This window comes from Leifsonia sp. 10N434 (assembly GCF_056394405.1).
Genome location: NZ_JBFTHV010000004.1, coordinates 1 through 22405, shown reverse-complemented (window position 1 = coordinate 22405; position 22405 = coordinate 1). Strand labels below are relative to the sequence as shown.

The 22405-nt window shown below is 70.5% G+C and carries 19 protein-coding genes, 1 pseudogene and 2 riboswitches; of the genes and pseudogenes, 7 read left to right on the top strand and 13 right to left on the bottom strand.

Annotated features, from left to right (window positions below):
* Window positions 1–114 precede the first annotated feature (114 nt).
* Together aceA and aceB are read left to right on the top strand one after the other, a co-directional pair.
* Entirely contained in the window at window positions 115–1416 is a 1302-nt protein-coding gene (gene aceA / locus AC1DB1_RS11465) for an isocitrate lyase (RefSeq protein ID WP_477200868.1), read from the top strand.
* A 43-nt stretch (window positions 1417–1459) separates the two neighbouring features.
* Window positions 1460–3103, top strand: coding sequence for a malate synthase A (gene aceB, locus AC1DB1_RS11460; RefSeq protein WP_477200867.1), 1644 nt, complete (start codon window positions 1460–1462; stop codon window positions 3101–3103).
* Between the two features lie 17 nt (window positions 3104–3120).
* Here the strand turns inward: aceB and AC1DB1_RS11455 are convergent, their stop codons facing one another.
* The 5 genes from AC1DB1_RS11455 to AC1DB1_RS11435 all read right to left on the bottom strand — a co-directional run bounded on the left by AC1DB1_RS11455 (window position 3121) and on the right by AC1DB1_RS11435 (window position 7076).
* Entirely contained in the window at window positions 3121–3474 is a 354-nt protein-coding gene (locus AC1DB1_RS11455; RefSeq protein ID WP_477200866.1) for a DUF488 domain-containing protein, read from the bottom strand.
* Complete coding sequence (locus tag AC1DB1_RS11450; RefSeq protein ID WP_477200865.1) at window positions 3474–4307, bottom strand: GNAT family N-acetyltransferase; 834 nt, start codon at window positions 4305–4307, stop codon at window positions 3474–3476. The genes AC1DB1_RS11455 and AC1DB1_RS11450 overlap by 1 nt, the downstream gene beginning before the upstream one ends.
* A 69-nt stretch (window positions 4308–4376) precedes the next feature.
* Window positions 4377–5309 (bottom strand): PfkB family carbohydrate kinase, encoded by a 933-nt coding sequence (locus AC1DB1_RS11445; protein WP_477200864.1) that lies wholly within the window; start codon window positions 5307–5309, stop codon window positions 4377–4379.
* Entirely contained in the window at window positions 5302–6330 is a 1029-nt protein-coding gene (locus AC1DB1_RS11440; RefSeq protein ID WP_477200863.1) for an ADP-ribosylglycohydrolase family protein, read from the bottom strand. The genes AC1DB1_RS11445 and AC1DB1_RS11440 overlap by 8 nt, the downstream gene beginning before the upstream one ends.
* Window positions 6327–7076 (bottom strand): class I SAM-dependent methyltransferase, encoded by a 750-nt coding sequence (locus AC1DB1_RS11435; RefSeq protein WP_477200862.1) that lies wholly within the window; start codon window positions 7074–7076, stop codon window positions 6327–6329. The genes AC1DB1_RS11440 and AC1DB1_RS11435 overlap by 4 nt, the downstream gene beginning before the upstream one ends.
* A gap of 74 nt (window positions 7077–7150) precedes the next feature.
* Here AC1DB1_RS11435 and AC1DB1_RS11430 point away from each other — a divergent pair, with 74 nt between their 5' ends.
* Window positions 7151–7720 (top strand): carboxymuconolactone decarboxylase family protein, encoded by a 570-nt coding sequence (locus AC1DB1_RS11430; RefSeq protein ID WP_477200861.1) that lies wholly within the window; start codon window positions 7151–7153, stop codon window positions 7718–7720.
* 86 nt (window positions 7721–7806) lie between these two features.
* On the opposite strand, the gene AC1DB1_RS11425 is transcribed toward AC1DB1_RS11430, so the two are convergent.
* The 7 genes from AC1DB1_RS11425 to AC1DB1_RS11395 form a co-directional block, all read right to left on the bottom strand.
* The gene (locus AC1DB1_RS11425; RefSeq protein ID WP_477200860.1) at window positions 7807–8166 is read right to left on the bottom strand and encodes an iron chaperone; all 360 of its coding nucleotides are present in this window, start codon (window positions 8164–8166) and stop codon (window positions 7807–7809) included.
* A gap of 63 nt (window positions 8167–8229) precedes the next feature.
* Window positions 8230–9816: an MDR family MFS transporter gene (locus tag AC1DB1_RS11420; protein ID WP_477200859.1), complete on the bottom strand. Its 1587-nt coding sequence runs from the start codon at window positions 9814–9816 to the stop codon at window positions 8230–8232.
* A 99-nt stretch (window positions 9817–9915) separates the two neighbouring features.
* Entirely contained in the window at window positions 9916–11058 is a 1143-nt protein-coding gene (locus AC1DB1_RS11415; RefSeq protein ID WP_477200858.1) for a cysteine desulfurase family protein, read from the bottom strand.
* The gene (gene nadC / locus AC1DB1_RS11410) at window positions 11055–11927 is read right to left on the bottom strand and encodes a carboxylating nicotinate-nucleotide diphosphorylase (RefSeq protein ID WP_477200857.1); all 873 of its coding nucleotides are present in this window, start codon (window positions 11925–11927) and stop codon (window positions 11055–11057) included. The genes AC1DB1_RS11415 and nadC overlap by 4 nt, the downstream gene beginning before the upstream one ends.
* The gene (gene nadB / locus AC1DB1_RS11405) at window positions 11921–13486 is read right to left on the bottom strand and encodes an L-aspartate oxidase (RefSeq protein WP_477200856.1); all 1566 of its coding nucleotides are present in this window, start codon (window positions 13484–13486) and stop codon (window positions 11921–11923) included. The genes nadC and nadB overlap by 7 nt, the downstream gene beginning before the upstream one ends.
* A gap of 1 nt (window position 13487) precedes the next feature.
* Window positions 13488–14786: a quinolinate synthase NadA gene (nadA, locus tag AC1DB1_RS11400; protein WP_477200855.1), complete on the bottom strand. Its 1299-nt coding sequence runs from the start codon at window positions 14784–14786 to the stop codon at window positions 13488–13490.
* Window positions 14783–15592, bottom strand: a complete 810-nt coding sequence (locus tag AC1DB1_RS11395) for an NUDIX hydrolase (RefSeq protein WP_477200854.1) — start codon at window positions 15590–15592, stop codon at window positions 14783–14785. The genes nadA and AC1DB1_RS11395 overlap by 4 nt, the downstream gene beginning before the upstream one ends.
* A gap of 234 nt (window positions 15593–15826) precedes the next feature.
* A riboswitch (glycine riboswitch) is annotated at window positions 15827–15927 on the top strand.
* Between the two features lies 1 nt (window position 15928).
* Window positions 15929–16028, top strand: a riboswitch (glycine riboswitch).
* A gap of 64 nt (window positions 16029–16092) precedes the next feature.
* Between AC1DB1_RS11395 and gcvT the strand changes: the two genes are divergently transcribed.
* From gcvT to gcvP, 3 genes are read left to right on the top strand one after another with little or no spacing between them, the layout of a single operon-like run.
* The gene (gene gcvT / locus AC1DB1_RS11390; RefSeq protein WP_477200853.1) at window positions 16093–17262 is read left to right on the top strand and encodes a glycine cleavage system aminomethyltransferase GcvT; all 1170 of its coding nucleotides are present in this window, start codon (window positions 16093–16095) and stop codon (window positions 17260–17262) included.
* Window positions 17263–17264: 2 nt separating this feature from the next.
* On the top strand, window positions 17265–17636 hold the full coding sequence (gene gcvH, locus AC1DB1_RS11385; RefSeq protein WP_271175148.1) for a glycine cleavage system protein GcvH: 372 nt from the start codon (window positions 17265–17267) through the stop codon (window positions 17634–17636).
* A gap of 14 nt (window positions 17637–17650) precedes the next feature.
* Entirely contained in the window at window positions 17651–20599 is a 2949-nt protein-coding gene (gcvP, locus tag AC1DB1_RS11380; RefSeq protein WP_477200852.1) for an aminomethyl-transferring glycine dehydrogenase, read from the top strand.
* A 128-nt stretch (window positions 20600–20727) separates the two neighbouring features.
* On the opposite strand, the gene AC1DB1_RS11375 is transcribed toward gcvP, so the two are convergent.
* A complete protein-coding gene (locus tag AC1DB1_RS11375) occupies window positions 20728–21537 on the bottom strand; it encodes a CPBP family intramembrane glutamic endopeptidase (RefSeq protein WP_271175146.1) in 810 nt (269 codons plus the stop codon).
* Window positions 21538–21808: 271 nt separating this feature from the next.
* On the opposite strand from AC1DB1_RS11375, the pseudogene AC1DB1_RS11370 reads away from it, so the two are divergent.
* Window positions 21809–22405: pseudogene (locus AC1DB1_RS11370) on the top strand (ABC transporter family substrate-binding protein); the annotation flags it as partial.

The window sequence follows — 22405 nt, the reverse complement described above, 5'->3', positions numbered from 1 at the left end:
GAAGAACACGGATTCTTCTGCCGGGCTTTCTTGGCCGGGACGTGTGCAGCCCGCCCAGGATCGAAGTCACCCAGCCGATTCGATCGACCACACCACACGACCACGGAGGTCAGGATGAGCACTCAAAACACCCGCCCCGGCGACACCGTTCAGACGGCGGCCGAGCTCCAGCTCGAATGGGATGCGGACCCGCGTTGGTCGGGCATCCGCCGCGACTACACCGCCGCCGACGTCATCGCCCTGCGCGGTCCCGTTCGTGAGGAGCGCACGCTCGCCCGTCGGGGCGCCGAGCGGCTCTGGGACGCCATCCGGAGCAGTGACGACACGGCGTGGATCGCGGCGCTGGGTGCGCTCACCGGCAACCAGGCCGTTCAGCAGGTGCGCGCCGGGCTGCAGGCGATCTACCTCTCGGGCTGGCAGGTCGCCGCCGACGCGAACCTGTCGGGGCAGACCTACCCGGACCAGAGCCTGTACCCCGTGAACTCGGTGCCGGCGGTCGTGCGCCGCATCAACAACGCGCTGCTGCGCGCCGGCCAGATCGAAGGCACCGACGGGCCGGTCGCCGACTGGATGGCACCGATCGTCGCCGACGCCGAGGCCGGTTTCGGCGGCCCGCTCAACGCCTACGAGCTCATGCACTCGATGATCGAGGCGGGCGCGTCCGGCGTGCACTGGGAGGACCAGCTCGCCAGCGAGAAGAAGTGCGGGCACATGGGCGGCAAGGTGCTGGTGCCGACCGGCCAGCACATCCGCACGCTGAACGCGGCCAGGCTGGCGGCCGACGTCGCGGGCGTTCCGACGATCGTGATCGCACGCACGGATGCGCTGGCCGCCACGCTGCTCACCAGCGACCACGACGAACGCGACCGTCCGTTCCTGAACGGCGAACGCACGGCGGACGGCTTCTACGAGGTGCGCAACGGGATCGATCCGGTGATCGCCCGCGGCCTCGCCTACGCGCCGTACGCCGACCTGCTCTGGGTGGAGAGCGCCGAGCCCGACCTGGAGCTCGCCCGCGCCTTCGCTGAGCGCATCCATCGCGACTTCCCCGGCAAGAAGCTCGCGTACAACTGCTCGCCGTCGTTCAACTGGAAGTCGCACCTCGACGACGACCAGGTCGCGCGATTCCAGCGGGAACTCGCCGGCTACGGCTACGCCTTCCAATTCATCACCCTTGCGGGCTTCCACGCCCTCAACCACTCGATGTTCACGCTCGCCCAGGACTACGCCGCTCGCCAGATGAGCGCCTACGTCGACCTGCAGGAGGCGGAATTCGCCTCGGAGCGCGACGGCTACACCGCCACCCGCCACCAGCGGGAGGTCGGCACGGGCTATTTCGACCGCATCGCGACAGCGCTCAACCCCGACAGCGCAACGCTCGCCCTGGTCGGCTCCACCGAGGAGCACCAGTTCTGATCGTCCGGCACGACCCGCACCACCGACACGAGAGAAGAAGACCATGATCGAGATCACCGGCAGCACCGGCGAACGCTTCGACGAGATCCTGACCCCCGAGGCCATCGCCTTCATCGACCACCTGCATCAGGCCTTCGCCGGCCGCCGGCAGGAGCTCCTGCTCGAGCGGCTGCGCAAGCGCACCGACGCAGCGAACGGCCGCGATCCGAAATTCCTCACGACGACGGCCGCCATCCGGGAGGACCCGACGTGGAGGGTCGCGGGCGCGGGTCCGGGGCTCGCGGACCGCCGGGTCGAGATCACCGGACCGACCGACCCCAAGATGGCGATCAACGCCCTCAATTCCGGCGCTCGGGTGTGGCTGGCCGACCTGGAGGACGCCACCAGCCCCACCTGGGGCAACGTGATCGGCGGCCAGCTCTCGCTGCACGACGCGGTGCGCTCGAACATCCGGTTCACGAGTCGGGAGGGCAAAGAGTACCGCGTCACGACGCCGCCGGAGCTCACCCCCACCATCGTGATGCGCCCCCGCGGCTGGCACCTCGTGGAGAAGCACCTGAGCTTCACCGACCGGTCGGGGCGCACGTCGCCGGCGAGTGCGTCGCTCGTCGACTTCGGGCTGTACTTCTGGCACAACGCCCACGAGCTGGTGGCCGCCGGGCGCGGGCCGTACTTCTACCTGCCCAAGCTGGAGAGCCACGAGGAGGCGCGGCTCTGGAACGACATCTTCGTGTTCGCCCAGCAGCGCGTCGGCATGGCCACGGGCACGATCCGCGCGACCGTGCTGATCGAGACGATCCAGGCGTCGTTCGAGATGGAGGAGATCCTCTACGAGCTGCGCGAGCATTGCGCCGGCCTGAACGCCGGGCGCTGGGACTACATCTTCTCGATCATCAAGACGTTCCTGGCGCGCGGCCGGCGCTTCGCCTTCCCCGATCGAGACCGCATCACTATGACGGTCCCGTTCATGCGTGCGTACACCGAGCTGCTGGTCGCGACCTGTCACAAGCGGGGCGCCCACGCGATCGGCGGAATGAGCGCGTTCATCCCGAACCGCCGGGATGCCGTCGCCACCGAGCGCGCCCTGGCCCGTGTCGCCGATGACAAGCGGCGCGAAGCGGGGGACGGGTTCGACGGCACCTGGGTCGCGCATCCGGATCTGATTCCGACGGCGCTCGCCGAGTTCGACGCGGTGCTGGGGGAGCGGCCCAACCAGGTCGACCGGCTGCGCGACGACGTGAGCGTGACGGCGGGCGACCTGCTCGACGTCGCGACGGCCGGCGGCACGGTGACCCTCGACGGCGTGCGCGCCAATGTCTCCGTCGCGCTGCGCTACATCGAGGCGTGGCTGCGCGGGATCGGCGCGGTGGCGATCGACAACCTGATGGAGGACGCGGCGACCGCGGAGATCTCGCGCTCGCTGCTGCGCCAGTGGATCGAGAACCGCGTCGTCACCGATGAGGGCTGGCCGGTCGACCGCGAACTGGTGACGGGCATCCTCGACACGGAGCTGGCGGCCCTGCGGGAGACACCCGGCAGCCGGTTCGACGACGCCGCTGAGGTGCTGCGCGAGGTGTCGCTCGGCGAGGAGTTCCCCACCTTCTTGACGATCGGTGCGTATGCCAGGTATCTGGCCGACGATGACGCCGACGATGAGATCGACGAGGCGCTCGCCGTGGCCGTCTGACCCGCCGCGACACGCAGTCAGCCGGCGGCGGGTGCTTCCAGGAACTCCACGAGCACCACGCCCTGGTTGTGCTGCGTGTCGCGCGCTCCGATCAGCACCGTGACCACGGGATGCTCGCGCCCGATCGCACGGAGCCGCTCGACGGCGGGGTTCTGCTCCAGCTCGGCCTCGTAGCGCGCGCGGAACTCCTCGAACCGGGGCGCCTCGTGGTTGAACCACTCCCGCAGCTCCGTGGACGGGGCGACCTCTTTCAGCCAGAGGTCGAGGTGCGCGCGCTCCTTCGAGACGCCACGTGGCCAGAGCCGGTCGACGAGCACCCGGTACCCGTCGTCCGGCGTCGGTTCGTCGTAGATGCGGGCGATCCGGAACATCAGCGCGGCTCCTCGGGAAAGACGATCTCGGCCTCGGCGCCGGCCGCGAGCGGGAAGGTCGCCAGGAACGTGACCCCCTCCGGACCGCCGTCGAAGCGGGCGACCCGCTCGCCCTCCGGTTCGAAGAACACGTCCCCGGGGCGCAGCACGCGCTCTTCGCCGCCCTCGAGCTGATAGACGGCCGAACCCCTCTCGATGCTGCCGACGACCGGGCCGTTGTGCACGTGCAGACCGGCGGCGACACCGGGCAGGATGCGGATGCGCCTGGTCTCGAGCCGGGCGACGGACACCGGATGCGCGAGTACGGCATCCTGTACGGTCACCCGGGTGACCGGCTCGGGGCCGGGTCCGCTCGTCGGCGCCCCCGTCCCCGCCGGGTCGGGGGTCACGGTCTTGGAGCCGACGACCTCGCCGAACAGCTTCTCGCCGGTCGGGGCGAAGCCCATGCGCAGGTAGAACTCCTCGGGACCGCCGTCGCCCTGTTCCCAGAGCACCGTGATCCGCTCCACCCCGCGTCGCCGTGCCTCGGCCTCGAGCGCGTCGACGGCGAAGCGTCCGACACCGCGCCGCTGGGCGCCGGCAGCGACGTTCAGCCGCCAGATGCCGGCGCGGAACTCCGGCACGTCGTTGCCGGGATCGAAGTTGCCCATGATGAACCCGACGACCTCGTCGCCGTCGAGCACGATCCGCGGCCACGCGGTAGGGGTGACATAGGCCTCGGCGAGGGAGGTGGCGACGGGGGCGACGAAGCGCTCCTGGCCGGGCGCGAGCTGCAGGCGCACGGCGGCGTCGACGGTGTCGGGTGTGACCTCTGCGATCGTGAGCGGCGACATGGTGCGATCGTAGCGGCGGCCGCCGTCACAAGGGTGGGAAGGGCGGCACAGCGCTGCCCTTGCCGCCGGTCAGCGGGCGAGCAACGCGTCGATCTCCGTGGCGGTCGGAGCCGTCGCCGGCCCACGGCGGGTGACCGCGATCGCGGCGGCGGCGTTCGCGCGCCGCGCGGCCGCGGCGAGGTCGTCGCCCCGGGAGAGCGCCGCCGCCAGCACGCCGCCGTGCGTGTCACCGGCTCCGGTGCTGTCGACGGCGTCCACCGTGAAGCCGGGCACGTGCACAGGAGGTGCGCTCACCTGGTCGGTGATCCAGCATCCGTTCGCCGCGTCTCGCACGACGACCGCCCCCGTCGGCCGGATGCGCGCGCGAAGGGACGTCGCGGCGGCCGGCAGATTTCCCGTGCCGGTCAGGATGCGGGTCTCGCGCGCGTTGGCCGTGAGCAGATCGGTGCGTGCCAGCACCCGGTCGAGCAGGTCGCCGTCGAGCTCGTCGGCCAACGGCGACGGATCCACGATCACCCGCACGCCGGCGGGGAGTCCGTCGAGCCAGCCGGGTAGCGCGGCCGCGTTCGCCGGGTGCGCGAGGCTGTAGCCGGAGACGAAGACGAGGTCGTCCGGCGCGACCGGAACACGGTCGAGGTCGGCACGGGTGAGCCGGCCCTCGGCCCCGACCGATGTCACGAAGGTCCGTTCGGCGGTGCCGTCGACCAGCACGACCGAGAAGCCGCTGTCCACGTCGTCGAGTCCGGCGCTCACGATCTCCACTCCGCTCGACGCCAACGCGGCCCGCACCACCGTGCCGAACGGCCCGGTGCCGTACTGCCCGGCGAAGACGACGGGCAGGCCGTCGCGTTCGGCGGCGAGCATCACGGTGAGACCGCCGCCCGCTGTGACCAGCGTCGTGCCGGCGATCGTGTCCCCGCCGGGCTCGGGGAGGGCGTCGATGCCGAGCACGAGGTCGGCGACGACGTTGCCCGTGAACACGAGACGCGGCTGCTCAGTCATCGGACGCTCCCTGTGCGTCGCCGCCCCGCGACCGGATGCGCAACAGCCCGTCGACGAGCGCCGGCAGCGCGAGGTCGTTGACACGCTCGACCGTCGCGACCGCCGCCTCCGGCCACGCAGCCGCTCCGCGCGTCGCGCCGAGCACCGCACCGGCCATCGCGGCGATCGTGTCGGTGTCGCCGCCGAGCGATGCGGCGAGACACAGCGCCTCCCACGCGTTGTCGGCGAGGGCGGCGATCGTCATCGCGGCCACGACGGACTCCTGCGACGCCACCGACGTGCCGACCAGCTGCACGAGCGCCTCCGCCCGGCGGTCCTCCGCGAGCGCCGCCAGCATCGGGATGCTCCAGCGCAGCCGGGCGGCGATATCCGCCCCGGCGACCCAGTGGCCGCGGCGCGCGCCGAGTGCCGCTGCCGCGATGCCGAGCCGGACGGCCTCGTCGGTGTCGGCGCCGGCGACCCCGGCGCTCACGGCCGCTCCGACGGCCGAGGCGCCGGCGATCCCGAGCCCGGTGTTGTGCGTGGCCACGCTCGTGCGCGCGACCGCGTCGACGAACGCGTCGAGGTCATCCGCGCCCATCGCGATGCCGAGCGGGGTGATGCGCATCGCCGCGCCGTTGGTCGTGCCGAACCGGCCGGCCTCGGCGGCGGGAACGCCCCTGGTCAGTCGATCGAGCGCGGCCTTCGTCGACGGCCCGAGCAGGTCCAGGGACCCCCGGGCGCGCATCCGGTTCTCCCACGCGAGCAGCGCCCGCGCGAACGTGTCCGCGTCCACGCGACCGTCGCCGTCGATCAGCAGTTCGGCCAGCAGCACGGCCTGCTCCGTGTCGTCGGTCACCGAGCCCGCCGGCATCCCGGCGGCGATCCGCTGGTGCGGACCGGCGTCGACGAACCCGGTGATTCGCCCGTAGTCCGCGGCGATCTCGTCGGCGGACATCGACTGGGTGGGCATCCCGAGCGCGTCGCCGATCGCGAGTCCCCGGAACGCCGCGATGGCCCGATCACGCTCGGCGGCGGTCATCGGGACGATCCGACGGCCTCGGCCTCGACGATGAGTTCGCGGGAGTCGTGGGCGACCGATCCGCCGTTCCAGTCGCCGTGGATGCGGCGGACCGCGAAGCCGGCGGCGCCCAGCGACGCGCGCAATTCGTCCTCGCTGCGGAAGCGCAGCGTGCCCCGGTCTTCCAGATGTTCTCCCGTCGCCCAGAGATAGTGGCCGGTCAGCGACACCACGCCGTCGGCGACCTCGGTGACCTCGTTCCAGGCGGTGAGCGGACCGTCGACCGCGCTCAGCTCTGTGCGCGAATCCTCCGGCGTCCACTCGAGCCACGCTGCAGCGAGCGGGTTGCGGCTCTCGAACACGAGCAGGCCGCCTGGACGCAGCGCGGCCCGCAGGTCGTCGAGGGTCGCGGACCATTCGGCGTCGGCCACGAACACCTGCGCCACGTGCCCGGTCATGATCGCGAGATCGGCCTCCCCATTCGGCAGGTCGGCGGAGGTGCCCTGGATCCACTCGACGAGGTCACCGCCCTCCCGCGCGCGTGCGATGTCGAGCATCGCTCCCGCAGGGTCGACGCCGATCGTCCGATGGCCCTGACGGGCGAGTTCGACGGTGAGCAGACCGGTGCCGCAGCCGAGATCGACGATGGTCGCGCCCGGATGCCCGGCACCGACACCGAGATAGAACGCCGTGTCAGCGCCGAACGGGTTGAGGTCGTCGTACAGCGCGGCGAGGCGCGAGTCGGTGTAGCTGGCGTCGGGTGTCATCGGATCCACGCTAGCGCTGGGCCCGCGGCGGTGCGAGCATGAGTTCGGATGCGCCAGCACGCGAGGAGGCGATCATGACGATCATCGAAACGCCGGACGAAGACGAGGTCACGGGCGAGGTCGCGCGGATCTACGCGGCCGACATCAAGGACCTCGGCTATGCGGCGGGCCATACGCGGGTGATGAGCGTGAACCCGGAAGCGTACGCCGGCTGGGAGCAGCTCATCCGGGGCATCGTGTCGCAGCTCGGGAAGCGACGATACGAACTGGTGACGCTGGCGGCGGCGCAGGCGCTGCACTCGACGGACTGTCGTCTGGCTCACGGGCGCAAGACGCGCGCCCTGATCGACGACGAGCAGCTCGAGCGGATCGCCCGCGACTACCGCGACGCGGGTCTGTCCGAGGCGGAGGTGGCGATGATGGAGTACGCGGAGCGCGTCGTCACGGCGTCGGCCGACATGACGGAGGCCGACAGCCTTCGGCTCCGCGAGCTCGGCTTCACCGATCGCGAGATCGTGGACATCACGCTCGCCGCGTCCGCCCGCGGCTTCTTCAGCCGATCGTTGCAGGCGCTGGCGGTCGAGCCCGACACGCCGCCCGACCTGCCCGAGCGTCTCCGCGGCGCGCTGCTCGCGCCGCTCTGACCCCGCGCCCCCGACCCCGCGAAAGGTGCGATCCGTCGCCTATTCGCCCCGAATGAGCGACATTCGGCACCTCTCGCCGCGCCAGGTCAGGCGAGCTCGCCGAGCCGGTAGTCGACGATGGTGCGCAGTGTGGCGGAGCTGAGCGGCGCATCCGGCGCGAAGTGCAGCGTCGCGCCCGTGATGCTCCCCTCGGCGAGCTCTCCCCGAAGCGCCGACGCGGCGGGCGGGCTCATCAGCAGCAGACTGCATTCCTTCGCCGTGGCCGAGAGCCCGACCAGGTCCTTTCCGCGCACGCGGAAGATCGGCACGCGGTATTTGATGACCTGCTCGGACTCCGGCACGATCTCGGCGATGCGGTCCCGCACCGTACGCAGTGCGCCCGCGAACGGCTCATCGATGTTGTCGAGATACTCCTCGACCGTGTCTGCGTCGACTCCTCGTGCCATGCGAACACCGTACGCCGGTGCCGGAGGCAGTGCGCGTACCTCAGCTCAGCGCGCGTACCGGGCTCAGTGCGCGAACGCCCCTTCCGGTGCGATCACGTCGGCCGGCTTGCTGATGAAGAACGACCCCACCACCGCGAACAGCGAGATGATCGCCGCCGCGAGGAAGGCCATGCTCACGCCTCCCGCCGTCGCCTGGTCCACCGACTCGCCGGCGGCCACCAGGGTAGCCGTGTGCGCCGAGAAGATCGCGATCAGCAGGGCGGTTCCCGCGGCGCCGGCGACCTGCTGCACCGTCCCCACGATCGCGCTGGCGTGGGAGTACAGGTGCGGCGTGACCGCTCCGAGCCCCGCCGTGAACAGCGGAGTGAACATCAGGGCGAGCCCGACGCTGAAGCCGACGTGGGCGGCGAGGATGAGGTAGGGCGACGTGTGATCGGTGACCATGGTGAGGGCCCAGAGCACCACGCTGACGATGATCGCGCCCGGCACCACCAGCACACGGGGGCCGAACCGGTCGTACAGTCGCCCGACGAACGGCGCCATGACGCCCATCACGATTCCGCCCGGGAGCAGCAGGAGCCCGGTCGCCAGCGTGTCGAGGTGCAGAACGTGCTGCAGGTACAGCGGAAGAATGATGATCACGCCGAACAGCGATGCGGTGCTGATCGCCATGAGCACGATGGCCACCGTGAAGATGCGGGAACGGAACGTGCGCAGGTCGAGCAGCGCGCGGTTCTGGCGCTGCAGCAGCAGCTGACGAACGATGAACCCCGCCAGCGACAGCACACCGACTCCGAGCGACACCCAGAGCACCACCGATGTTCCGGCCCCGCCGTCGGTCACGCCCGTCTGGCTGAGCCCGTAGAGCAGGCCGCCGAAACCGAACGCCGACAGGATGACGGAGAACACGTCGAGCTTGACCTTCTCCGGCTCGGTCACGTTCTCGACGAACTTGATGCCGATCAGCAGCATCACCACGGCGATCGGCAGCACGATGAGGAAGATCCAGCGCCAGTCGAGGTAGTTGAGGATGAAGCCCGAGATGGTGGGGCCGATCGCCGGCGCGACCGAGATCACGATCGAGACGTTTCCCATCGTGCGGCCGCGCTTGTTCGCGGGCACCAGGGTCATCAGGGTGGTCATCAGGAGCGGGAGCATGATCGCCGTGCCCGACGCCTGGATGACCCGGGCGCCCACCAGCACGGCGAACCCGGGCGCGAGCGCCGCCGTGAGCGTGCCGATGGAGAACAGCGACATCGCGGCGATGAAGATCGACCGCGTGCTGAAGCGCTGCAGGAGGAAGCCCGTGATCGGGATGACGACCGCCATGGTGAGCATGAAGGCGGTCGACAGCCACTGCGCGGCCAGTGCGTCGATCTTCAGGTCGTCGATCAGGGTCGGGATGGCGACCGACATGATCGTCTCGTTGAGGATCACGACGAAGGTCGCCGACAGCAACAGCCAGATCACCCGGTTGTTGCGCTTGGTGTGATCGGGAGCAGTGAAGTCGGGGGCAGTGTGAGCGGGGGAGGCCTGCCGCGTCGTGCCCCCGTCGCGCACGGCGGCGTCGGCGGCGGAGCCGTCGACGCGGAGGTCGGCGGAGGCGGGGTCGGCGAGCGCTTCTGGCGCGGGTGAGGTGTTCTCAGTCACGCGTTCCACAGTATCGACGGGTGCTGACATCCGGGGTTTCGTCGAGGTAAACGATCGGTCCGTTCACTCTCCGCGTAACCCATGCATTCGCATTGCGGGTCAGCGGCCGAGGCCCGCCACGGTACGCACCGCATCGGCGACAGCAGGGGCGACGGCGGCAAGCGTCGTTTCGTCCACTTCCGGTCCCCAGGAGAACCGCACCGCGGTGCGCGCCAGATCCTCGTCGACGCCGAGCGCGAGAAGCACGTGCGAGGCATCGTCGCTTCCCGCGGCGCATGCCGACCCGCTCGACGAGACGATCCCACGCCGCTCCAGTTCGAGCAGCACCGTCTCGCCGTTGGTGCCGGGGAACACGAATGATGCCACACCGGGAAGCCGCGACGACGGGTGCCCGGTGAGTCGCGCATCCGGCACCTGGGCGAGCACGGCGGCGACGAAGGCCTCGCGCGCCGCTGTCGCCCGAGCCGCGTTCTCGGCGCGCGTCGCGAGCGCGAGGCGGGCGGCTGTGGCGAGCGCGACCGCTCCTGCCACGTTCTCGGTGCCCGAACGGCGCCCCCGTTCCTGGCCGCCGCCGTGCAGCACGGGTTCGAGGGGAAGCCGGCCGCTCGCATAGAGCGCCCCGATGCCTTTCGGTGCCCCGATCTTGTGCCCGGAGACGCTGAGGGCGTCGACGCCGAGCGTCTTCACGTCGAGGTCGAGCCAGCTGGCCGCCTGCACGGCGTCGGTGTGGAACGGGATGCCGTGCCGGTGCGCCAGCGCGGCCAGTTCGGAGATCGGCTGAACGGTGCCCACCTCGTTGTTGGCGAGCATCACGCTCGCGAGCGTGGTGTCGGGGCGCAGCGCGGCGGCGAAGACGGCGGGATCGACGAGCCCGTCGGGGCCGACCGTCACCGTGGTCACGGTGAAGCCGTGGTGCCGCACCAGGTAGTCGACCGATTCGAGAACGGCCTCGTGCTCGATCGGCGTCGTCACGATGTGCCGCCCGCGTGGCGATGCCAGGGCGATCCCCTTGATCGCGAGGTTGTCCGCCTCCGTCCCACCCGAGGTGAAGGTGACCTCCGACGCCCGGCAGCCGAGCCACTGCGCGACGGTCGCCCGGGCATCCGCCAACGCCCGGGCCGCCGACTCGCCGACGGTGTGGTGGCTCGACGGGTTGCCGAAGTCGCCGGTGAGATACGGCCACATCGCTTCGAGCACCTCGCGGCGGACCGCAGAGGTGGCCGCCGCGTCGAGGTAGATCACGGCGTCGCCGGCTCCCCGGCCACGATCACGTCGAGCCCGAGGTCGAGCGACCGGACGCTGTGCGTGAGCGCGCCCACCGAGATCACGTCGACGCCCGTCTCGGCGATGTGCCGCACGGTGGAGAGGTTGACGTTTCCGCTCGCCTCGACGACCGCGCGGCCGCCGATGATCGCGACGCCTTCGCGCAGCTCTTCGATCGAGAAGTTGTCGAGCATGATCGTGTCCACGCCCGCGGCGAGCACCGGGGCGATCTGGTCGATGCGGTCGACCTCGACCTCCAGGTGCGTCGTGTGCGAGAGCTGCGCACGCACGGCGAGCAGCGCATCCGTCACCGACAGACCGGATGACGCGGTGAGCACCGCGAGGTGGTTGTCTTTCGCCATCACCGCGTCGGAGAGGGAGAACCGGTGATTGTGGCCGCCGCCGGAGCGCACGGCGTGCCGCTCGAACGCGCGGAGGCCCGGCGTGGTCTTGCGGGTGTCGACGATCCGCGCGGAGGTGTGGGCCGCCTCCCGCACGTACTGCGCCGTGAGGGTCGCTATCCCGCTCATCCGCTGCACGAGGTTGAGCGCGACGCGTTCGGCCTGGAGCACCGACCTGGCCGGGCCGCTGACGGTCGCGAGGGTGTCGCCCGCCTCGAAGTCGTCGCCGTCCGCGACCGCGAGTTCCACGGTGATGGCGGGGTCCGTCAGGGTCATCGCCGCGGCGAAGACGGCGCCGCCGGAGAAGGTGCCGGGCTCGCGCGCGGCCAGGCGGGCCGTGGCATATGCCGATTCGGGAATGAGGAGTTCGGAGGTGATGTCGCCCCAGGGCGCGTCCTCGGTCAGAGCGGCGCGCACGACCGTCTCGATGATCTGAGTGGTCAGCATGGAACGGTCACCTCGGCGTCGGCCGCCACCGTACCGCTCACCGAATGGTGTGCGGGTCCGGCGGCGGGGAAGGGGAAATCGGAACGGAAGTGCGCGCCGCGCGACTCCTCCCGCGAGAGGGCGGCGTCGACCACCAGGCGCGCGAGGTCGAGCAGGTTGGCGTCTTCTCGTTCTGCGCGGCCGGCCGGAGCGTCCGGCGCCGTCCACTGGGCGAGTCGCAGGCGGGCGCGTTCGAGCGTCTCGCGGGTGCGATGGAGACCGGCGGCCTCCCAGAGCAGGGTCTGGAGGGCGGCACGGTCGACGGTGGTCGCATCCGGGGCGGTGGCGAGGGGCGCGATGGTCGCGTCGCCCGCGTCGCGGAGCCAGGTCGGGCCGCCCCACTCGGCCGGCGCAGGCACGCCGTCGGCGAGGTCGGCTGCGGCGCGATGTGCGAAGACGATGCTCTCCAGCAGCGAGTTCGAGGCGAGCCGGTTCGCGCCGTGCGCGCCGGTGCAGGCCACCTCGCCGACCGCGTACAGGCCCGGGAGGGTGGTGCGCCCTGCGGTGTCGGAGGCGACGCCGCCCATCCAGTAGTGGGCCGCCGGCGTCACCGGGATCGGCTGCCGCGACCAGTCGAGCCCGGCCGCCCGGCAGGCCGCGTCGATCGTCGGGAAGCGCCGCGCCAGGAAGTCGGCGCCGAGGGCCGTCGCGTCGAGCAGCACCGGCTCGCCGTCCTGTGCGGCCATCTCGACGGCGATCCCGCGGGCGACCACGTCGCGCGGGGCGAGTTCGGCGTCCGGATGCACGTCGAGCATGAACCGCTCGCCCGCCCGGTTGAGCAGCACCGCGCCCTCACCGCGCACGGCCTCCGAGATGAGGAACGAGCCTCCGGTGGCCAGGGCGGTCGGATGGAACTGGTAGAACTCGAGGTCGGCCAGGGCGGCTCCGGCGCGCCAGGCGGCGGCGACCCCGTCGCCGGTGGTGACCGCCGGATTCGTCGTGTGCGCGTAGAGCCGGCCTGCGCCGCCGCTCGCCAGGATCACGGCGTCGGCCTCGAGTGTCTCGAGCGTGCCGTCGTCGCGCGAGACGACCACGCCCCGCACCGTACCGTCGCCGACGACGATCTCCGTGAGGAACGCGTGCTCGACCACCCGGGCTGCCGAGGCCAGCACGGAGCGCACGAGCGCCCGCTCGATCTCCGCCCCCGTCGCGTCGCCGCCGGCGTGCAGCACGCGGGCCGACGAGTGCGCGGCCTCGAGCCCGCGGGCGAGCTCGTCTCCCGCGCGGTCGAAGGCCACGCCGAATGCGATCAGATCGCGGATGCGCGCGGGACCCTCCGCGCAGAGCACCTCGACGGCTTCCGGCACGGCCAGTCCGGCGCCGGCGCGGAGGGTGTCGGCGATGTGCGCCTCGACCGTGTCGTCGGGGAACACGGCAGCAGCGATCCCGCCCTGGGCGTACGCCGTGTTGCTCTCCGACAGCTCGGCCTTCGTGACGACCGTCACCCGGTGGCGACGGGTCGCCTCCAGGGCGGCGACGAGCCCGGCGACGCCGCTGCCGACCACCACGATGTCGGCCATGTCAGGCCGCCATCGTCGTGTCGGGGCGTGCCGCGAGCATCCGCTCCAGCGCGACGCGGGCGGGCACGGCCACCTCGGCCGGCACCGTGATGCGGTTGAGGACCTCGCCGTGCACCAGTCCTTCGAGCACCCAGGCCAGGTACCCCGGGTGGATGCGGTACATCGTCGAGCACGGGCACACCACAGCGTCGAGGCAGAAGATCGTGTGCTGCGGGTACTCGGCGGCCAGCCGCTGCACCAGGTTGATCTCGGTGCCGATCGCGAAGGTGGAGCCGGCCGGTGCGGCCTGGATCGCCTTGACGATGTAGTCGGTCGAGCCGTACTCGTCCGCGGCGTCGACGACCGGCATCGGGCACTCGGGGTGCACGATGACCCGCACACCCGGATGCTCGGCACGCGCCTGCTCGATCTGGCCGACGGTGAAGCGCTTGTGCACCGAGCAGAAGCCGTGCCACAGGATGACGCGCGCGTCGGACAGCGTCTCGACGTCGTTGCCGCCGAACGCCTTGCGCGGGTTCCAGAGCGGCATCTGCTCGACCGGGACGCCCATCGCCTTGGCGGTGTTGCGCCCGAGGTGCTGATCAGGGAAGAAGAGCACGCGCTGGCCGCGCTCGAACGCCCACTTCAGCACGGTCTCGGCGTTCGACGAGGTGCAGACGATGCCGCCGTGCTCGCCGCAGAAGCCTTTGAGCGCCGCCGACGAGTTCATGTAGGTCACGGGGATGACCGGGACGCGTCCCTGGGCATCCGGCTCCGTTCCGTACAGCGCCTCGAGCTGCTCCCAGCACTCGGTGACCGAGTTGATGTCGGCCATGTCGGCCATCGAGCAGCCTGCTGCGAGGTTGGGGAGGATGACCGCCTGCTCCGGGCGCGAGATGATGTCGGCCGTCTCGGCCATGAAGTGCACGCCGCAGAAGACGATCGCCTCGGCCTCCGGCTTCGCCTTCGCGGCGTTCGCGAGCTGGAACGAATCGCCGACGAAATCCGCGTACTGCACGACCTCGTCGCGCTGGTAGAAGTGGCCGAGTGTCACGACGCGGTCGCCGAGCGTCGCCTTCGCCGCCATGATGCGGTCGTGCAGTTCCTCCGGGCTCGCCGTGCGGTACTCCTCCGGCAGCTCGCCCTGGCGCGGCGCGGCGGCGGGGATCGGGTCGGCCATGGAGGCGCCGGGACCGTACGACGGAAGCAGCGAGTCGAACTCCCAGGGCGCTTCGACCAGGTCGGGGGTGCAGGTGTCGCCCTCGAGCTCGCCGCGCGCGATGAGCTGGATGGTGGTGTCGACCGAGGCGGTGATGCTCATTTCGCGTGTCCTTCGTCTTCTTCCGATGCGGTGCTGCCTGTTGCGGTGCTGCCTGTTGCGGTTGGTGGTGCGTCGAACGGGTGGCGCTGACGGGGGAGGGGCCCCTGGTCGGCGAGGTCGATCGAGCCGTTGTAGCGGTAGAGACGCGGCGGCCGGTGGCGCGTGCCGGTGAGGTACTGGTCGGTGGCGACCACGGTTCCCGAGCCCTCGATGGTGCGCCGGAAGTTCGCCGGATCGAGCGCACGGCCGAGTACGGCTTCGTGCACCTCGCGCAGCTGGGCCAGCGTGAAGGTCTCGCCGAGGAAGGCGTGCGCGATGCGGCTGTACTCCATCTTGGTGCGGAGCCGCCAGAGTGCGTAGTCGACGATGAGGTTGTGGTCGAAGGCCAGCTCGGGCAGGTCGTCCGCGGGGAACCAGCGCACGTTCTCGCCGACGCTCGCCCGCTCCGCCTCGTCGCTGCGCACCAGTGCCCAGTACACGATCGACACCACGCGGTCCGCCGCGGTCGAGCGGCGCACGTCGCCGAACGCGTAGAGCTGCTCGAGGTAGCGCGGGCGCAGACCGGTCGTGTCGTGCAGGGTGCGGGCCGCCGCGAACGGGAGGTCCTCATCCACGTGCAGCGGGCCGCCCGGCAGGGCCCAGCGCCCCTCGAACGGACTCCGGATGCGTCGGACGAGCGGCAGCCACACCTGCGGCACGTCGCCCGTCTGTTCGTCCGTGCGCAGCGCGAAGATGACCGTCGAGACGGCGAGCAGCGCGCTCACCGGCTCGTGCGCCCGTGCCTCTGGGTTCTCGCTGGACGACATCGCCGCTCCATCCGGGTAAGAGTCAGAATGACCCTAAGTGTGATCCGATCTTAGTGTCATCTCGACCAGAACTCCAAACCCGCGGCGACATCCGGTGAAGAAGCGCTGCGCATCCGGCCGGCATCGCGCCGTCATCCCACCCCACGATGGTCCGGATGCGGGGCCGCGGTCGGATATGCTGGCTTCGTTCGCGCCTGCGCGCGGACGGCGAGTGCAACTGAATACTGGGCCATCGAGGCCGATGCGGGAGAGCCGGAGCGCAGAGCGTGCGTCACCGGCACCGAAGGAGCAATCCTCCCCGACAATCTCTCAGGTACGCGTACCGCATCGGACTGGCCACTCTGAAAAGCAGAGCAGCGCACCAACGCTGTTCTCGCCCACGGTGAAAGCCGCGCCTGTGCGCGGTGAAACTCTCAGGCCGGATGACAGAGGGGGAGTTCTCACGCCGCCGAAAGGCGAGCGCCCAACTCCCGGCGACGGCCGGCGGAACCGGAGAACTCATGACCTCGAACGACGCGGAACGCTTCTCACCGCTGCACGACGCCCATCAGGATGCCGGCGCCTCCTTCACCGACTTCGCCGGCTGGCAGATGCCGGTGCGCTATTCGAGCGATCTGGCCGAGCACCACGCGGTGCGCACGGCGGCCGGGCTCTTCGACCTCTCGCACATGGCGGAGATCCTCGTGCTCGGGCCGGAGGCGGGCGCAGCCCTCGACTACGCGCTCGCCGGGCGCCTGTCGGCCATCGGCATCGACCAGGCGAAGTACAGCCTCCTTCTCTCGCGCTCCGGCGGCATCATCGACGACCTCGTCGTCTATCGCACCGGCGACGACCGGTACATGATCGTCGCGAACGCCGCCAACCGCCACCAGGTGGTGGAAGAGCTGCGCGACCGCACCGCCCCGTTCGACGCCGAGGTCTACGACGAGAGCGACGACATCGCGCTCATCGCCGTGCAGGGCCCGGCGAGCCTCTCCATCCTGCTGGCGACCCCCGGCTTCGCGGTCGAGGGCGGCGCGAACGACGGCGACGACTTCGGCGACCGCCTCGCGTCGCTCAAGTACTACTGGTCGCTTCCCGCGCTCTACGAGTCGCACCCGATCCTCATCGCGCGCACGGGCTACACCGGCGAAGACGGCTTCGAGCTCTACCTCGCCCCCGACAACGCGAGGCAGCTGTGGGATGCCCTGCTGGAGGCCGGCGCCGAGCAGGGCCTGGTGCCCGCCGGGCTCGCCAGCCGCGACACGCTCCGTCTCGAAGCCGGGATGCCGCTGTACGGCCACGAGCTCGGCCTCGACACCTACCCGGCCCAGGCCGGCCTCGGGCGCGTCGTCAACCTCGCGAAGGACACCGACTTCGTCGGCCGCGCGGCGAGCGAGGATGGCCCGGATGCCGAGGCACCCGTGCTCGTGGGGCTGATGGGTCACGGCAAGCGCGCGGCCCGCGCCGGCTACCCGGTCTACGCGACCGACGCGACCGACGGCGCCGACGAAAAGGTCGGCGTCGTCACCTCCGGCGCCCTCTCGCCCACCATCGGCGTCCCCATCGCGATGGCCTACGTAGCGCCGCGCTTCGCCCGGCCGGGAACCGAACTGCACGTCGACGTCCGCGGCACGCGCCTCGGTTTCACCGTCACCGCCCTTCCCTTCTACAGCAGAAAGAAGAACTAGCCATGGTCGCACCCCAGGATCTGCAGTACACCGCCGAGCACGAGTGGGTGCTCGTCGATGGCGACACCGTGACCGTCGGCATCACCGCCTACGCGGCGGAGAAGCTGGGCGATGTCGTGTTCGTCGAGCTTCCGGAGGTGGGCAGCACGCTCGCCGAGGGCAAGGTCGTCGGCGAGATCGAGTCGACCAAGTCGGTCGGCGAGCTGTTCGCCCCGGTCGACGGCACCGTCACCGAGATCAACGACGCCGTGGTCGACGCGCCCGAGCTCGTCAACACCGACCCGTTCGGCGAGGGCTGGCTCGTGAAGGTCGCCTTCACCCAGCTCCCCACGCTTCTGAGCTACGACGAGTACGCCGCCATCACCGGCGAGTAAGGCTGACACTTTCGATGACCGACCTCTTCCAGACGCGTCACATCGGCACCGACGGCGACGCGCAGCGCACCATGCTGTCCGCCCTCGGCTACGAGAGCGTGACCGACCTCGTCACCGCCGCCGTCCCCGAGTCGATCCGCGTCGCCGACGACGCCGGATCGGTGCTGCCACCGGCCGCGAGCGAGCGCTCCGCCCTGCGCGAGCTTCGAGCCCTCGCCTCGCGCAACACCGTGAACCGCTCGATGATCGGTCTCGGGTACTACGGCACGATCACCCCGGCGGTCATCAAGCGCAACGTGCTCGAGAATCCGAGCTGGTACACGGCGTACACGCCGTACCAGCCCGAGATCTCGCAGGGCCGCCTGGAAGCGCTGATCAATTTCCAGACCATGGTCTCCGACCTCACCGGTCTCGTCACGGCCAACGCCTCGATGCTCGATGAGGGCACGGCCGTCGTCGAGGGCATGCTGCTCGCCCGCCGCGCCTCCAAGTCGAAGAGCGCGCGGTTCATCGTCGACGCCGACACCTTCCCCCAGACGCTCGCGCTGCTGCGCAACCGCGCCGACGCCGTCGGCATCGAACTCGTCGTGCTCGACCTCGCCACGACGGCACCGGATGCCGCGGAACTGTCCGACGCCTTCGGCCTCTTCGTGCAGTATCCCGGTGCATCCGGCCGGGTCTGGAACCCCGCCGAGGTCATCGCCACGGCGACGGCCGGGGGAGCGATCGTCGTCGCCGCGGCCGACCTCCTGGCCCTCACCCTCCTGACCTCGCCGGGCGAGCTCGGGGCCGACGTCGCGGTCGGGACCAGCCAGCGCTTCGGCGTCCCGATGGGCTTCGGGGGACCGCACGCCGGCTACATGGCGGTGCGCGCAGGACTGGAACGTCAGCTCCCCGGCCGCCTGGTCGGCGTCTCGCAGGATGCCATCGGCAAGCCCGCCTACCGCCTGACCCTGCAGACCCGCGAGCAGCACATCCGCCGTGAGAAGGCGACGTCGAACATCTGCACCGCCCAGGTGCTGCTCGCCGTGATGGCTGCGATGTACGCCGTGTACCACGGCCCGCGCGGACTCAAGGTGATCGGTCAGACGGTGCACGCCTCCGCCGCGATCGCGGCCCGCGTGCTCCGCCAGCACGGGGTCGACGTCGTGTCCGAGTCGTTCTTCGACACCATCCAGGTGCGGGTCGCCGACGCGGCGGCCACCGTCGCCGCAGCGCATGAGCGCGGCATCCTGCTGCACGCGGCCGGCGACACCACCGTGTCGGTCTCGTTCGACGAGGAGACCGCCGCCGACCTCGGCTCCGGTTCGCCGCTGCTCGCCGAGCTGCTCGAGATCTTCGCGCCGGATGCCGGCGAGCCGGCCGCGGTCGACGCCGATCCCGCCGTGTTCGAGTCGGCGGACTCCGGTTGGTCGGCCTACGCGCCGCTGAGCCTCCGCTCGTTCGACGCGTCGCTCGCGCGCACCAGCGACTACCTCACGCATCCGGTCTTCAACACGCATCACTCCGAGACGGCCATGATGCGGTACCTCAAGTACCTCGCCGACAAGGACTACGCGCTCGACCGCGGCATGATCCCGCTCGGGTCGTGCACGATGAAGCTCAACGCGGCGACCGAGATGGAGGCCGTGACCTGGCCCGAGTTCGCGGCGCTGCACCCGTTCGCACCGCGCGAAGACGTCGAGGGCTCGCTCGCCCTCATCGACCAGCTGGAGACCTGGCTGGCCGATGTGACCGGCTACGACTCCGTCTCGCTGCAGCCGAACGCCGGAAGCCAGGGCGAGCTCGCCGGGCTGCTGGCCATCCGCGGCTACCACCGCTCGCGCGGCGACCTGCAGCGCACGGTCTGCCTCATCCCGCAGAGCGCGCACGGCACCAACGCGGCGTCGGCTGTCCTCGCCGGCATGAGCGTCGTCGTCGTCGCCTGCGACGAGCTCGGAAACGTCGACCTCGACGATCTGCGTCTCAAGATCGCCGAGCACGCCGACACCCTGGCCGCACTGATGATCACCTATCCGTCGACGCACGGCGTCTACGAGCACGAGGTGGTCGCGATCACCCAGGCCGTGCACGACGCCGGCGGCCAGGTCTACGTGGACGGCGCGAACCTCAACGCGCTGCTCGGCTACGCCCGCTTCGGCGACTTCGGCGGCGACGTCAGCCACCTCAACCTGCACAAGACCTTCTGCATCCCGCACGGCGGCGGCGGCCCCGGCGTCGGTCCGGTCGCGGCGAAGGCGCACCTCGCGCCGTTCCTGCCCGGCCACCCGCTCGCCCAGAGCGCCGAGCACTACCTCGCCGGCGGCGGCGTCGTCGAGCACGCCGGGGGACCGGTCTCGGCCGCGCCGTACGGCAGCCCGAGCATCCTGCCGATCAGCTGGGCCTACGTGCGCATGATGGGCGCCGAGGGGCTGCGCGACGCGACCGGAGCCGCCGTGCTCGCGGCCAACTACGTCGCCGTGAAACTCCGCGAGCACTTCCCGGTGCTGTACGCGGGCGACAACGGACTGGTCGCGCACGAGTGCATCCTCGACGTCCGCCCGCTGACCGAGTCGACCGGCGTGACCGTCGACGACGTGGCCAAGCGCCTGATCGACTTCGGCTTCCACGCGCCCACCATGAGCTTCCCGGTCGCGGGCACGCTGATGGTGGAGCCGACGGAGAGCGAAGACCTCGGCGAGCTCGACCGGTTCGTGACCGCGATGGTGGCGATCAAGGCCGAGGCCGACGCCGTGGCGGCGGGGGACTGGCCCTCCGACGACAACCCGCTGCGCAACGCGCCGCACACGGCGGAGTCGGTCATCTCGGGCGAATGGGAGCACGCGTACACGCGCGAGCAGGCCGTCTACCCGGTGCCGGGACTGGTGCGCAACAAGTACTGGCCCCCGGTGCGCCGCATCGACCAGGCGTGGGGCGACCGCAACCTGTTCTGCGCCTGCCCGCCGCCCGAGGCCTTCGCCTAGCCTCTCCCGTCCCGTCCCGTCCCGCCCCGCCCGCATCCCGCGGCACACGCAATCGAGTCCGAACTTGTTGCACCCGACACTCGGCGTGTCGGCGCAACAGGTTCGGACTCGATTGCGTTGGGGCGGGCTCAGCCGAAGATCTGGGGCCACCAGGCGACGGCGAGCGGGTAGCCGACGAACGACACGATGTCGATGATGACGTGGGCGACCACCAGGGGCATCACCCGGCCCCAGCGCGTGTAGCACCAGCCGAACACGACGCCCATGATCGCGTTGCCGACGAACGGCCCGAACCCCTGGTACAGGTGGTAGCTGCCCCGCAGCACCGCGGCGGCCAGGATGATCGTCCAGCGGTTCCAGCCCAGCTGGCGCAGCCGGGTGAAGAGGTAGCCGACGATGATCACCTCCTCCTGGAGGCCGGCGCGCAGGGCGGCGAAGATCAGGATGGGCACCGTCCACCAGTGGGTGTCGAGCGGTGAGGCCTGAACCTGCACGGTGATGCCGGCGACGCGGCCGAGCGCGTAGAGCAGGATGCCGGGGATGCCGATCGTCAGGAAGAGGAGCACCCCGCCGCCCAGATCGCGGCCCGGCTGCGTCAGGTCGAAGCCGATCCGGCGGAAGCCGCTGGTCTCGACACCCGGCGCCGGTCGCCGCCAGAGCAGGAAGATCACCAGGGCGACGGCGAAGAGCGGGAACAGGTTGCCGAGGAACTGGTACGTGAAGTCCAGCCACTCGCGCGTGCTCTGCGAGGGGTTGACCGCCGCCGACTGGTCGGCCAGCGGCGTCTTGTCGGTGACACGTGCGATGATCTCGACGATCGAGTAGATCGCGGATGCCCCCAGCGAGAGCCCCAGGACGATCGCGATCTCCCACCAGAGCCGCGGCCGATCGGCGCGCGCGACCGGAACCTCGGCGGCCCAGCGGTTCTCACGACTCATACAGGCATCCTGCCAGGTGGGTGCGCCGACCGCAGGGAGGCGCTGGAGGTGTCTCAAAACCGGCGAACCGCTCGTTTCGTTGCGCAGGGCGGCGCAAAACAGCCGCATTCGTGTGCGCGCTGCAACATTCCGCCAACTGAGTTACCACTGTGTAACGTTTTCCTGCCCCGTTTTGCATTCGCTGCGTGCGATACCTAGGGTCATTCTTATCCAGCGCGGCACGGGCACGCTCGCACGCCTATGCCGTCGCACACTTCGCACAGGAGGAACATTGCACATCAAGGGAAGAAAGGTCAGGTACGCGGTCAGCGCGGTCGCCGTCGCCGGCGTCGCAGCTCTCGCACTCTCTGCCTGCACCACGTCCGGTAGCTCGTCGACTCCGTCGGCTGCCAAGGGCGGCACTGTTACCGTCGCAGTCGTCAACGACCTGACGTCGCTGAACTCGCAGACGCCGCAGGGAAACCTGGACACCAACGGTCAGGTCGGTTACCTGGATGGCTCGTATGGTTCGGGTTTCCAGTACATCGATGACAACTTCAAGATCGTCCACGACAACACGTTCGGCAAGTTCGAGAAGACCTCGGATGACCCGCTGACGGTGAAGTACACGCTGAACAAGGCGGACAAGTGGTCCGACGGCCAGCCCATCACTGCTGATGACATGGTCCTCGGTTGGGCGATGCAGTCCGGCTACTACGACTCGGCGACGCTGGACCAGAACACGGGCAAGGTCCTGAAGGGGACCCAGTACTTCACGCCTGCTGCCGGTACCGCTGGCATCGACCAGACCGCGTACCCGGAGGTCAGCGATGACAACCAGACGATCACCTTGAAGTACGCGAAGCCGTTCGTGGACTGGGAGCTGTTC

Bases quoted from the DNA above. Each gene is read 5' to 3' on its own strand.
- aceA (WP_477200868.1), top strand. From the start codon at position 115: ATGAGCACTCAAAACACCCGCCCCGGCGACACCGTTCAGACGGCGGCC.
- aceB (WP_477200867.1), top strand. From the start codon at position 1,460: ATGATCGAGATCACCGGCAGCACCGGCGAACGCTTCGACGAGATCCTG.
- AC1DB1_RS11455 (WP_477200866.1), bottom strand. From the start codon at position 3,474: ATGTTCCGGATCGCCCGCATCTACGACGAACCGACGCCGGACGACGGG.
- AC1DB1_RS11450 (WP_477200865.1), bottom strand. From the start codon at position 4,307: ATGTCGCCGCTCACGATCGCAGAGGTCACACCCGACACCGTCGACGCC.
- AC1DB1_RS11445 (WP_477200864.1), bottom strand. From the start codon at position 5,309: ATGACTGAGCAGCCGCGTCTCGTGTTCACGGGCAACGTCGTCGCCGAC.
- AC1DB1_RS11440 (WP_477200863.1), bottom strand. From the start codon at position 6,330: ATGACCGCCGCCGAGCGTGATCGGGCCATCGCGGCGTTCCGGGGACTC.
- AC1DB1_RS11435 (WP_477200862.1), bottom strand. From the start codon at position 7,076: ATGACACCCGACGCCAGCTACACCGACTCGCGCCTCGCCGCGCTGTAC.
- AC1DB1_RS11430 (WP_477200861.1), top strand. From the start codon at position 7,151: ATGACGATCATCGAAACGCCGGACGAAGACGAGGTCACGGGCGAGGTC.
- AC1DB1_RS11425 (WP_477200860.1), bottom strand. From the start codon at position 8,166: ATGGCACGAGGAGTCGACGCAGACACGGTCGAGGAGTATCTCGACAAC.
- nadC (WP_477200857.1), bottom strand. From the start codon at position 11,927: ATGCTGACCACTCAGATCATCGAGACGGTCGTGCGCGCCGCTCTGACC.
- nadB (WP_477200856.1), bottom strand. From the start codon at position 13,486: ATGGCCGACATCGTGGTGGTCGGCAGCGGCGTCGCCGGGCTCGTCGCC.
- nadA (WP_477200855.1), bottom strand. From the start codon at position 14,786: ATGAGCATCACCGCCTCGGTCGACACCACCATCCAGCTCATCGCGCGC.
- AC1DB1_RS11395 (WP_477200854.1), bottom strand. From the start codon at position 15,592: ATGTCGTCCAGCGAGAACCCAGAGGCACGGGCGCACGAGCCGGTGAGC.
- gcvT (WP_477200853.1), top strand. From the start codon at position 16,093: ATGACCTCGAACGACGCGGAACGCTTCTCACCGCTGCACGACGCCCAT.
- gcvH (WP_271175148.1), top strand. From the start codon at position 17,265: ATGGTCGCACCCCAGGATCTGCAGTACACCGCCGAGCACGAGTGGGTG.
- gcvP (WP_477200852.1), top strand. From the start codon at position 17,651: ATGACCGACCTCTTCCAGACGCGTCACATCGGCACCGACGGCGACGCG.
- AC1DB1_RS11375 (WP_271175146.1), bottom strand. From the start codon at position 21,537: ATGAGTCGTGAGAACCGCTGGGCCGCCGAGGTTCCGGTCGCGCGCGCC.